Genomic DNA, 11,324 nt, shown 5'->3' on the forward strand with positions numbered 1-11,324 from the left:
CCGCCGCCGCCGTTTAACATTCCTTGTCCAACCGCCCGGAACCAACTCGGGGGACAAGATGACCTATCGGATTTCGTTCGCGGCTCTGCTCGCCACCACCGCGTTCGTGAGCGCGCCGGCACCGGCGCAAAGCGCGCTTCAGGACCCGGCCACTTCGGAAAGCCAAGGCGGCGACATCATCGTCACCGCGCAGAAGATCGAGCAGCGCGTAACCGATGTGCCAATCACCATCTCTGCGGTGACCGCAGAACGCATGGCGGAAATCGGCGTGAGCGATCTCGATGAACTGTCCAACTACATCCCCGGGCTCAACATCCAGGAGCAGAGCGCTAACAATCCCGGCATCGTCATTCGCGGAATCACCTCGGATTCCGGATCGTCGCAGCAGGGCCCTCGCGTCACCCTTTACTACAACGGCGTCGATATCTCCCGCTCGCGCGGTTCGTATCAGGCGATCTACGATCTCGAGCGCGTCGAGGTGATCAAGGGGCCGCAGGCAACTTTGTTCGGCACTGCTTCCGCGGTTGGTGCGATCAGCCTCACGTCCGCTCGTCCCCGCGCGGGTTTTTCCGGAGCGCTCACGGCTGGCTACGGCAATTACGACGCCACGTTGCTGTCTGGCTTCATCAATGCGGGCTCCGATACGGTGGCCGGCCGATTGGCCTTCGAGTGGAAGAAGCGCGACGGCTATGTCGAGAATTTGTCGCCACGCCAGGATGAGGATCTGTATTCGCAGGATCAGCTCGGCGTGCGCGCCTCGCTTCGCTTCACGCCCAGCGATGCACTGACCGTCGACCTGATCGGCACCTATGATCAGCAGCGCAACGGCGGGACCCCCTTCATCTCGCGCGTGCTGCCGACAGAGGCTGGACCCGGCAACCCGTTTGCCAAGGCACATCTCGGTGGTTCGCCGCTGTCGGCGCAGGTGCTTGGTGATGACCGGCTGGGCCTCAACCGAGAGGTGTACGACCTGAATCTCACTGCCAGCTATGAATTCGCGCCCGGCTTCACCTTCACGACGGTGAATGGCTACCGCCGGTTCGACAGCCGCGAGGTCTTCGATGCCGATGGCTCAGCAGCCTGGTTCCTCGAGTTTGCTGAGATCGCCAAGGGCTGGCAGGCCACCCACGAGGGGCGCTTCTCTTACGCCGATCCGCAGTGGCGCGCGTCGTTTGGCTGGAACGTCTTTGTCGAGGACAATTACCAGAACGTGCCCTTCTCCTCGGAGGAAGGCACCTTCCTGCAATGCGCGTCAGTGCTTCAGGGTGCACCGCTGATCCCGGGCCTCGGCTGTATCAACGCGGCTGGCGTCGTCACCGCAGCGCAGGCCACCGCGCTGGCTTCTCGCGGCGCGGCCAGCCAGATTCCTTATTCATCGGAATTCGAGAACCAGGGCGAGAACGATAGCTACTCCATGTTCGCGGATGCGACCTGGATCCCCGCCGCCTCGCTTGAACTTACTGCTGGCGTTCGCCTGCTGATCGAACAGCGAAAGTCGGGCTTTTTTGCCCGCGTTCCGCGTCCTGTCTTGAACCCCGCCGCAACCTCGCTTGTCCCCGGCCAGATCGATACCGGTGGGCAGACCTTCACCGCCCAACAATCCTATGCGGCAGTGCTGCCGCGCTTTAACGCTCTGTACCGCCTGAACGCGGACGTGAACGTCTTCGGCACGATCTCAAAGGGGCGGCGCTCTCCGGTGGTACAGCTCGGCGCTCGCCTCGCGAGTGGTCGCGGGGTTCCCAACCTTCAGCTCGTTCCGGAAGAAAATGTCTGGAACTACGAGGCCGGGCTCAAGGGGGCGCTCGGCCCAGTCTCGGGTTCGCTGGGCGTCTATTACCAGAAGTATGACGGCTTCCAGGTGAGCGTACTCCAGCCCAACGGAACATCGCTCACGCAGAGCGCTGGCACGGCAAGCAATCTTGGCGTGGAAGCCGAGCTCAATGTGCGTCCCGCGTCGTGGCTGAACGTGTTCAGCAATCTTGGATATATCGACGGCGGCATCGACGAAAACGATCGCTTCGCCTCGACCTTCTCCGGGGCGCGTTTCCGCCTCCAGCCCGAATGGCAAGCGGCAGCCGGCTTCACCATCAACGCGCCATTCGGTGGCGGCATGCGCTTCTTCGCGACTCCCACGGTCACCTACCGCAGCCGCATCTTCTTTGAAGTGCCCAACAACATCGCCTTGTCACAAGGGCCCGTCACGCTGGTTAACGCGCGCGCGGGCGTCAGCTTTGCCGACGAGCGTTTCGAACTGGCGGGCTTTGTGCGCAACGCAACGAACGAACGCTATTTACTTGACGCCGGAAACACCGGTGGCAGCTTCCGAACGCCGACCTTCATTCCGGCGGAGCCGCGCTTCTACGGCGTCCAGCTCACCGGCCGTTTCTGAGGACACGGGAATGACGCTCAATCGACGCAACGCTCTTGCCCTGATTGGCAGCAGTGCGGCACTCGGGCTTCCCGGAGCCGGACAAGCCGCAGACGGTGCCACGATCCGCTTCGACCATGGTGTTGCAAGTGGAGATCCGGCTGCGGATAGCGCGGTCATATGGACTCGGGTGACGCTGGCGACGGGCGCTGGCGATGTTCCGGTCACATGGCATGTCGCCACGTCGGCGAACGGCGCTCCCGTCGCCTCGGGCCAGGCGACCGCACGATCCGCCGCTGATCACACGGTGAAGGTGGAGGTGGCGCGGCTGAAGCCCGGCCGTGACTATTGGTACTGGTTCACCGGGTCAGCGGGAGAACGCTCGCCCACTGGCCGTTTTCGCACGTTGCCGGTGGGCGCGGTGGACGATCTCGTGCTCGCGGTCGCATCGTGCCAACTCTATCCCGGCGGTCTGTTCAACGCTTATGCCGATATGGCGACGCTGCCGCGGCTTGATGCGGTTCTGCACCTTGGCGACTATATCTATGAATATGGCGCCGAGGGTTATGGTGGCGAGATCGGACGCAAGCTCGGGCGCTTACCCGATCCGCCGCACGAAATCCTGAGCCTTGCTGACTACCGGCGTCGCCATGCGCAGGTGAAGGCCGATCCCGACATGCAGGCAGCGCATGCCCGCGCAGCGTTCATCTGTGTCTGGGACGATCACGAAGTCGCGAATGACGGCTGGATCGGCGGCGCGGAAAACCACGATCCTGCAACCGAAGGGGATTGGAAAGCCCGCAAGGCAGCGGCGATGCAGGCGTATTTCGAGTGGATGCCGATCCGTGATCCCAAGGGCGGAAGGTCATGGGAAGCGATCAACCGCAGCTTCGAATTCGGCGATCTGGCGACCCTCGCCATGGTAGAAACGCGCTTGCTTGCGCGTTCCAAACAGGCCGAGGTGAAGGGCGGGGCGCCGGGGCCCGAACAGTTTGCTGCCGTCATGGTGGAGCGCGCCAGACCGGATCGTGAATTGCTCGGCCCTGATCAGCAACATTGGCTCGAGGAGGTGCTGGCGGCGTCCGTTCGTGCGAACAAGCCTTGGCAAGTGCTCGGCAATCAAGTGATCATGGCACGCGTCGCTGGTCCGGATCTGACGGCGGAGCCCTATGCTGCCACCTTTGGAGCCCGGATCGCCAAGCTGCCGCCGGTCTATCGCGAGCGGCTTCAGCAGGCCGCCGCAGGGTACAAGGCGGGTCTGCCGTTCAACTTCGATGCGTGGGACGGTTATCCCGCCGCGCGAGAGCGCCTGTATGCGGCGTTCAAGCGGGCTGGCTCCAGACCGATCGTGCTGGCCGGCGATAGTCACGCTGCCTGGGCAAACGACCTCTATGATGATGGTGGAGCCCTGGTCGCATCGGAATTCGGCGCGACGGCGATCACCAGCCCATCCTACGGTTCGCTTCTCCCGGGGCTTGGCAGCGTGCTTGCTGAGGTGAATCGGGAGGTCGCGTTCTGTGATCAGGACGGCAAGGGTTATACCCTGCTGACCCTTACGCGAACGGCGGCGACGGCGCAGTTCGTAACGGTGTCCACGATCCTAGCCAAGCCATTCCATCGTCAGGTGGTCGCATCCTATCGTGCGCGTCCGGGCGCGGCGCGTGTTCCGGTGGAGAAGCTCTGACGCATCAAACCGCATGGTGTGGCTGCCGCCCGCAATCGTGACTCAACCCGACGCGACGTCTCCGGTCCTCACGAGCCGTGTCGTCACGCCGGCGAGGACAATCGATGCGGCAGCTGCGCACCAGAGACTGACTTTCGGTGACCATGCAAAGCCTGCCGCACCAGCTACCCCGCCCATCACCAGCGAAAGCCAGAGCAGCAGGTAAGGCAGCCACGGCGAGTCATCCGAGCCGCGCAACCTATTTGCGACACGATGCCCGAGCTTTACCAGGGTTCCGGTCATGTAGGTGACACCGATGCCTACCTCCCCCTCGCGTCTAAAGATTGCATTGGCGGCGCCCATCGCAAGACAAAGGCAACCGAGGGCGGGCAGATGGCCCCCTGAGCTGTCCACGCCCGCGGCGGTCACGAGGAGCATGGCAACAACCAAGGTGGCGGCGGTCTTACGGTGAATGATGGTCGCGCTTTCACTGGCCAGGACGTTGAGGATGACGCCAGTGACGAACAGCGCGATGAGCGCGGCCGCCGTGATCGCCACTGACATGGCCTCGGCTATTCCGATCGCAAGTCGGGTAGAATTCCCGGTCATGAACGATACAAACAGTCCGCCAGATTTGAGGAAGCCGATGGCGTCGACGGCGCCGGCGAGGGCGGCATATCCCATCGCCAATGCTTGCATCTCGCGATCGTACCGCAGCATCGCCGCACTCCACCCAGACCCTGTCGACCCTATGTATTCGCGCAGACCGGGAAGGCATATCGGCGCTCTGCCACCGGCGGGCTGGCTTCGTCGCTTGGTTTAGCGGCTTGCCCCGGGGGTGCCGATGGTCTTTCCTTTGCAGGAATTTAGTGGAAGGCATCGGCCATGAAATTCGTGATGGCCGATCTGCCGCCGCGGCAGCGCTACAAGCTGCTCGTCTCCACCGTCACGCCGCGGCCGATCGCGTGGGTGACGACGCGGGGCACGAACGGCGTGGTGAATGCCGCGCCCTACAGCTTCTTCAACGCGATGGGCGACGATCCGCCGCTGCTGGTGCTGGGGCTGCTGAAGGATGCGAACGGCGCCGACAAGGATACCGCGACGAACATCATCGAGACCGGCGAGTTCGTCGTGAATCTCGTCAGCGAGCAGGATGCCGAGACGATGAACCTGTCGTGCGTCGATGCACCGCGCGAGGTGAGCGAGATCGACTATGCCGGCATCGCCACCGCGCAGGCGACACGCGTCGCGCCGCCGCTGATCGCGACCGCGCCGGTGAGCTTCGAATGCGTGAAACGCGAGGTGCTGGAGATTGGCCCGCGGCAAGTGATCGCGGTCGGTGAGATCCTGGTGACGCATATCCGCGACGAGTTCATCGCCGATCCCGCGAAGCTCCACATCGATACCGCCGCGATGCAGCTGATCGGGCGGATGCACGGCGCGGGCACCTATCTGCGCAACACCGACACCTTCACCATGGCGCGGCCGGCGTTCGATCCCGCGCGCGTCCCCGCGGGAGACGCGCGATAAGGCCGATCAACCGCATCGATCTCAATCTGCTCGGCACCTTCGAGGCGATCTATACGCACGGCGGGGTGACGGCGGCGGCGCGGCATCTGCATTTGTCGCAGTCGGCGATCAGCCACGCGCTCGCCCGGCTGCGTGTCGCGTTCGACGACGAACTGTTCGTGCGGGTGGGCAATGCGATCGTGCCGACCGCGCTGGCGCGCTCGATCATCGATCCGGTGCGCGACGCGCTGCAGGGGGTGGAGCAGGCGCTGGTCGCCGCGGCGCGCTTCGATCCGGCAACCTCGACGCGCGCCTTCCGCATCGGCCTGCGCCAGGCGAACGAGGCGCGCGTGTTCGCGGGCATCGTAGCGCATGTCGCGCGCGCGGCGCCGGGCGTGACGCTGGCCAGCGTCAACTTCCGCCGCAGCGAAGTGGCGGAGGAGCTGGCGCGCGGCGACCTGGACCTCGCGATCGACGTGGCGAGCGATGCGACGGTCGGCTTGCGTGCGGTGCCGCTGCAGACCGACACGATGGTGGTGGCTGCGCGGCGCGGGCACCCAAGCATCGACGGCGCGATCGACCTTGCCACCTATCTTGCCGCCGATCACGTTCAGGCGTCGCCGCGCCGCTCGGGCCCCGGGCTGGAGGACGAGGGGCTGGCGGCGCTGGGCGAGACGCGGCGAGTGGCGATCCGCTGCCAGAACATCTGGTCGGCCTGGCAGGTGGTCGCGCAGTCGGACCTGATCCTGACCCTGCTCGGCACCCATGCGGCTACGTTGCTGCCGGTGGCGGACAACCAGGTCCTGCCGCTCCCGTTCGCGATCACGCCCCGGCCGCTGCAATTGCTGTGGCACCCGGCGGCAGAGCGCGATCCCGGCAATGTCTGGCTGCGGCGACTGGTGCAGGAGCATGTCGCGGGCGCCTGAAGGCATGAACGACGCTCATGGCAGTGATCGCGGATGATCATTACCGCCGATGATCGGGGCAGCAGTAGGATCGTGGCTTTCCAGCACCAGAGTGGGGCCCCATGTCCAATATCTTCACCATTCCCGAACTAGACGACCTGCGCATGTCCGAGGGCGCCCGCCCGCTTTTCGACGCCGTGAAGGCGTTCATCCGCGACCATGTCGATCCGATCTATCCCGAGTTCGAGCGGCTCGGCGAAGAGCGCGAGGATCGCTGGAGCTTCGCACCGGGGCAGCTGGAGCTGCTGCAGGGCGCCAAGGACAAGGCCAAGGCCGCCGGCCTGTGGAATTTCTTCCTTCCCAACGCCGAGACGGGCGAGGGACTGTCGAACCTCGATTATGCCTATATCGCGGCCGAGCTCGGCAAGTCGCCGCTTGCGTCCGAAGCGCTGAACTGCTCGGCGCCCGATACGGGCAACATGGAAGTCCTGGAGCGTGTCGGCACGCCCGAGCAGAAGAAGCAATGGCTCGAGCCGCTGCTCGCCGGCGAGATCCGATCCGCATATGCGATGACGGAGCCCGACGTCGCCTCGTCGGACGCCAAGAACGTGCGCTGCGCCGCGCGGCTCGAGGGCGACGAATGGGTCATCAATGGTGAGAAGCACTATATCTCGGGCGCCGGCGATCCGCGCTGCAAGGTGATGATCACGATGGTGCGCACCAACCCCGATGCCCCTTCGTCACAGCAGCAGTCGCAGATCCTGGTGCCGATGGATGCGCCGGGCGTCGAGATCATCGGCGCGATGGAAGTGTTCGGCAAGGATCACGCGCCGCGCGGCCACATGCACCTCAAGTTCAACAACGTGCGCGTGCCGCGCGAGAACATCCTGCTGGGTGAGGGCCGCGGCTTCGAGATCTCGCAGGTTCGCCTCGGCCCGGGCCGTATCCACCATTGCATGCGCACGATCGGCAAGGCGGAAGTCGCGCTGGACCTGATGGTGAAGCGCGGCAATTCGCGCGAGGCGTTCGGCCGCTCGCTGATCATGCTGGGCAAGAACCTGGAGCTCGTCAGCCGCGCGCGGATCGAGATCGAGGCGATGCGCCTGATGGTGCTGAAGGCGGCGAAGGCGATGGACGTGCTGGGCAACCGCGAGGCGCGCGTCTGGGTCAGCATGGTGAAGGCGATGGTGCCGGAGAAGACCTGCCAGATCATCGACCAGGCGATTCAGATCCACGGCGCCTATGGCATGAGCCAGTTCACCCCGCTCGCAGAGCTGTATGCCGACGTCCGCCACCTGCGCTTCGCCGATGGGCCGGACGAGGTGCACCACATGGTGGTGGGTCGCAACGAGCTGGCGCTGCACTGATCGCGCGAACGCCCGATGTAGCAGGGCATCACCAGCGTGGTGCCGGGGAACAGGGCTGTTCCCCGGCGCTCCGCGTGCTGAGAGGATCACAACACGCGCCGGCTCCACAGCCGTGACGCGCGGCCGACACCCCTTTTAAGTCCTTCGGCTAGGCGGGAGCTAACGCCCGCCGTCCCGCGGCAGTAGGCCACACCAGATCCGGTGTAGTTCCGGCGCCACTTGCCGGAATGCGCCGGATGGACAATTTGTCCAATCCTGCCAGCAAATTCGCGCGCTATCTCGTCCAGCGTGGAACACAATCATCCTGTGCCTGTCGAGCACGACACCGACGGCGCCAAGTTTCGCTGGATCATGCGTTGCGGGTGGAAGGGGCTTTGTCCCCGCTGCGGGCAGGGGCGCATGTTTCGGTCGTGGCTGAAGATCGTGGATCGTTGTGGGACGTGCGGTCTCGACTATCGTTTTGCTGCGCCCGATGACGGGCCGGCGTTCTTCTCACTGTGCGTTTGCGCGCTGCCGCTGATCGCCTTTGTCGTTTGGGTGCAAGTGGCGTTTGATCCGCCGGCATGGGTTCACCTGTTAACCTCCGTGCCGTTCATGGCGATCGGTACCTTGCTCCCATTGCGGCCGATCAAGGGATGGCTGGTCGCGTCGCAATATGTGAACCGGGCGCAGGAGGCGGGGACCCGCAAGCTCTGGGCGCAACTGCACGGCACCGATCCCGAGCAAAGCGACTTCGATCAATAGCGTCTCCTCAGCGGCGCCGTACAATCAACGTCATCAAGCCTCCTCAATGCGTCGCTCCTCCTCGGTGCGCAGGCTTACCTCGGCAAAGTCGAGCTCTTCCTGCAGCACCAGGAAGGCATCCGCGCCAACCCGCTGAGCGTCACGCAGCGCTTCGAGCCGCTCGCGCTGGTGACGGATGGCGGCGAGGCCAAGCGAGCGCTTCTGTGCGGTCGTCGCCGCGTCGTTGGTCAACTTCAGGCGATAGCCCCAGCGCCAGTGATCGGCTGCGGGCCCCCCGCTGTCCCGTAGCGCGGTGAGCGCCGCCTCGGCCATCTCGCGCCGCGCCCTGGCCAGTTCCTCGCCGAGCCCGTCGTCGCCGTCCAGCCGCAGACGACGGACCAGCGGAGCAAGCGTGAGCCCTTGAACTACCAATGTCGCGAGCACGACCGCAAAGGCCGTGAGGACGATAAGATCGCGCTGCGGAAACTGTGCGGGCAGGGCAAAGGCCGTGGCCAATGTTACCAGGCCGCGCATGCCGCACCATCCGACCAGCACCCCTTCGCCGAAGCGCGCGGGGGAAACGTCGCCACGCAATCGGGGGAAATGGTGCGCGACCCGGTTGTAGAACAGCACCCACGCCAGACGCACGACGATCAGCGATGCGACCACTGCGCCCGCGAACCAGGCGGCATCCGCCAGCCGCGCCGCGCTCATGGCGCCGATGATGGTACGCGCTTGGAATCCCATCAGTAAAAAAGCGAAGACGTTCAGCAGGAACACCGCGCTGTCCCAGACGGCGAAGTCGTGAATGCGGGCGCGCGGCGGCGTTGCGAGGCCCGCCGAGCGCGCGATCGTCATCGCGAAGGTGACGAGGCAAAGCACCGCCGAAAGGTGCAGCCGTTCGGCAAGCAGCCAGGCGCCGAAGCCAGTGACGAACTGCAGAATGTTTCCGCTGAGCGTGCCCCAAACCAGCGGTTGGACCCGCCGCATGATCCATGCCAGCGCGAAGCCTAGTGCGATGCCGCCGGGGGCGGCCAGGCTGACGGTGAGCACCAGGCTGGCATCCACCCCGCCATGGCTTTGAATCAGGATGGCGGTGCTGAACAGCAGGAGGGCAGCGGCATCGTTGAGCAGGCTTTCGCCTTTCAGCACCGCCACCGTGCGGCGAGGCATGCGGACGCTGCCCGAAATGGCGGTCGCGGCGGCGGCATCGGGCGGGGCGACGATCGCGCCCAGCGCCAGGGCTGCGTAGAAGGGCAGGCCCGCCCAGGTCATGCCCAGCCACGCTACCACGCCGGCGCTCAGCAGCACGGCGATCACGGCCAGCGCGAACAGCGGCCGCCACAGGCGCTGCGCGGTACCGACCGGGAAGTCATAGGCAGCGTCGATCAATACGGGGGCGATGAACAGCGCCAGCGCGGTATGCGGATCGAGCGCAATCACCGGCGCACCAGGAATCCAGGCGAGCGCCACACCAGCGCCGGCGAGCAGGGCCGGGTAGGGGATCCCGCTTCTTCTCGCGACCTGGAGCAGCACGATCGCGATGCCAAGCAGCGCAAGCAGGCTTTCGAAGAAAGTCATTGCGGCATTGCCTGATGGACGTGCCGAGCGGCGACAATCCCGCTCTGCCACGCGCCATGCGCGGTGGAAAAATCGTGCGGGGAACAGGCCTCGCCGGCCAGGCAAAGCCAATCGTTGATCGGTCGCGCGAGCGTTGCGCGCGCACCTGCGTGGCCCGGCAAGGCATGGCTGTACGAGCCCAGGATCGTCGGCTCCTTCGCCCAGCGTGTTGCCAGCAGTGGCCGCAGTCCCTTCGCGAAATCCGCGCCGAGCAGCGCGCGCAATTCGCCAATCGCGAAATCGACTGCCGCACCCTGCTCCAGCGCGCGGGCATGAGCGCCGCCCAGGAAGCATTCGATCATCGGTCGTCCGAACGGCCGGAGATAATAGCTTCCGGTACCTTCATCATCGAACCGGCCGAGCAGGTGCGATTCCGCGGGAACGGCTTCGGGATCGGCAAGCGAAAGGAATAGCTTATCGGCCAGCCCCAGGGGTAGCTGCGTGGCTGCGTGGAGATGATCCGCGGCTGCCGAAGGAAAGCGGATGGCGCCATGCGCCAGGACCTCGGCGGACACGGTCACGATCACGGCACGGGATTGGATGGCGCCTCGCCCGGTCTCGACGACGCCCGCTCGAATGGCGCTGACGGGAGTGTCTAGCATCATCGGCACGTCGCGGCCAAGCGCGGCGATGAACGCGCCGTAACCGTCGGGCAAGCGCCAATTATTGTCGCTGGCCGCATCCTCGTAGGCGGTGAAATCGCGAGCGGAGAGGCGGTCGGTTTCGACGCCATTGATGAAGCTGCTAAGCCCGTTGATGAACGGCTGCCACTCGGTCAGTGCGTCGCTCGCGCGGTCGCTTGCGGGCGGTGTCTTGGCGAGCCGATCAGTGAACGCCTCATAAGCCTGCCAGGCTTCCTGCTGCGCCTGTTTCGGGAAGTTGATCGCGCCCAGCTGATCACCCCAGGCCGCCTTGCTGCGATCGACGGCCACGCCGAGCGAATTTGCCAGCGCGCTCAACGGGTTGCGTTCTGCGGAATGTAGCCAGCCGCAGCCGAGATCGACGGGATAACCGCCCAGCAGCACGGTGTGCGCCCGCCCGCCCAGCCGCGGCAGCGCCTCGATGATCAGAACCGATCGCCCCGCGTCGGTAAGCCACCGACCGGCCGCGATCCCGGCTGCGCCGCCGCCGACGATCACGACGTCGACTTCATCCTTCATTGCCGATCA

The 11,324-nt window shown here is 65.2% G+C and carries 9 protein-coding genes; 6 read left to right on the forward strand and 3 right to left on the reverse strand.

All coding sequences use genetic code 11. The annotated features are described in order from the left end of the window. Positions 1-58 precede the first annotated feature (58 nt). Both LQ954_RS14260 and LQ954_RS14265 read left to right on the forward strand, forming a co-directional pair. The gene (locus tag LQ954_RS14260; RefSeq protein WP_231023713.1) at positions 59-2,389 is read left to right on the forward strand and encodes a TonB-dependent receptor; all 2,331 of its coding nucleotides are present in this window, start codon (positions 59-61) and stop codon (positions 2,387-2,389) included. A gap of 10 nt (positions 2,390-2,399) precedes the next feature. Next, positions 2,400-4,052, forward strand: a complete 1,653-nt coding sequence (locus LQ954_RS14265; RefSeq protein WP_231023714.1) for an alkaline phosphatase D family protein — start codon at positions 2,400-2,402, stop codon at positions 4,050-4,052. A 42-nt stretch (positions 4,053-4,094) separates the two neighbouring features. Here the strand turns inward: LQ954_RS14265 and LQ954_RS14270 are convergent, their stop codons facing one another. Continuing rightward, on the reverse strand, positions 4,095-4,715 hold the full coding sequence (locus LQ954_RS14270; protein ID WP_231023810.1) for a YoaK family protein: 621 nt from the start codon (positions 4,713-4,715) through the stop codon (positions 4,095-4,097). A gap of 201 nt (positions 4,716-4,916) precedes the next feature. Here LQ954_RS14270 and LQ954_RS14275 point away from each other — a divergent pair, with 201 nt between their 5' ends. The 4 genes from LQ954_RS14275 to LQ954_RS14290 all read left to right on the forward strand — a co-directional run bounded on the left by LQ954_RS14275 (position 4,917) and on the right by LQ954_RS14290 (position 8,556). Then, the gene (locus LQ954_RS14275) at positions 4,917-5,561 is read left to right on the forward strand and encodes a flavin reductase family protein (protein ID WP_231023715.1); all 645 of its coding nucleotides are present in this window, start codon (positions 4,917-4,919) and stop codon (positions 5,559-5,561) included. A 26-nt stretch (positions 5,562-5,587) separates the two neighbouring features. Continuing rightward, entirely contained in the window at positions 5,588-6,466 is an 879-nt protein-coding gene (locus LQ954_RS14280) for a LysR family transcriptional regulator (RefSeq protein WP_227772281.1), read from the forward strand. Positions 6,467-6,567: 101 nt separating this feature from the next. Further along, positions 6,568-7,812, forward strand: coding sequence for an acyl-CoA dehydrogenase family protein (locus LQ954_RS14285; RefSeq protein WP_227772131.1), 1,245 nt, complete (start codon positions 6,568-6,570; stop codon positions 7,810-7,812). A 351-nt stretch (positions 7,813-8,163) separates the two neighbouring features. Continuing rightward, positions 8,164-8,556: a DUF983 domain-containing protein gene (locus LQ954_RS14290; protein WP_231023812.1), complete on the forward strand. Its 393-nt coding sequence runs from the start codon at positions 8,164-8,166 to the stop codon at positions 8,554-8,556. A 33-nt stretch (positions 8,557-8,589) separates the two neighbouring features. Here LQ954_RS14290 and LQ954_RS14295 read toward each other — a convergent pair whose 3' ends face one another. Both LQ954_RS14295 and LQ954_RS14300 read right to left on the reverse strand, forming a co-directional pair. Continuing rightward, on the reverse strand, positions 8,590-10,116 hold the full coding sequence (locus LQ954_RS14295; RefSeq protein ID WP_227772132.1) for a cation:proton antiporter: 1,527 nt from the start codon (positions 10,114-10,116) through the stop codon (positions 8,590-8,592). Then, positions 10,113-11,315 carry a flavin monoamine oxidase family protein gene (locus tag LQ954_RS14300; protein ID WP_231023717.1) on the reverse strand — a complete coding sequence of 401 codons (1,203 nt, stop codon included), beginning with the start codon at positions 11,313-11,315 and terminating at the stop codon, positions 10,113-10,115. The genes LQ954_RS14295 and LQ954_RS14300 overlap by 4 nt, the downstream gene beginning before the upstream one ends. Positions 11,316-11,324 lie beyond the last annotated feature (9 nt).

It is taken from the genome of Sphingomonas sp. IC-11 (assembly GCF_021043365.1).
In the GTDB taxonomy this organism is placed as follows: Bacteria; Pseudomonadota; Alphaproteobacteria; order Sphingomonadales; family Sphingomonadaceae; genus Sphingomonas.

Excerpts from the sequence above, each read along its gene's own strand:
- LQ954_RS14285 (WP_227772131.1), top strand. The coding sequence starts at position 6,568 with ATGTCCAATATCTTCACCATTCCCGAACTAGACGACCTGCGCATGTCC.
- LQ954_RS14265 (WP_231023714.1), top strand. The coding sequence starts at position 2,400 with ATGACGCTCAATCGACGCAACGCTCTTGCCCTGATTGGCAGCAGTGCG.
- LQ954_RS14270 (WP_231023810.1), bottom strand. The coding sequence starts at position 4,715 with ATGGGATATGCCGCCCTCGCCGGCGCCGTCGACGCCATCGGCTTCCTC.
- LQ954_RS14260 (WP_231023713.1), top strand. The coding sequence starts at position 59 with ATGACCTATCGGATTTCGTTCGCGGCTCTGCTCGCCACCACCGCGTTC.
- LQ954_RS14290 (WP_231023812.1), top strand. The coding sequence starts at position 8,164 with ATGCGTTGCGGGTGGAAGGGGCTTTGTCCCCGCTGCGGGCAGGGGCGC.
- LQ954_RS14295 (WP_227772132.1), bottom strand. The coding sequence starts at position 10,116 with ATGACTTTCTTCGAAAGCCTGCTTGCGCTGCTTGGCATCGCGATCGTG.
- LQ954_RS14275 (WP_231023715.1), top strand. The coding sequence starts at position 4,917 with ATGAAATTCGTGATGGCCGATCTGCCGCCGCGGCAGCGCTACAAGCTG.
- LQ954_RS14300 (WP_231023717.1), bottom strand. The coding sequence starts at position 11,315 with ATGAAGGATGAAGTCGACGTCGTGATCGTCGGCGGCGGCGCAGCCGGG.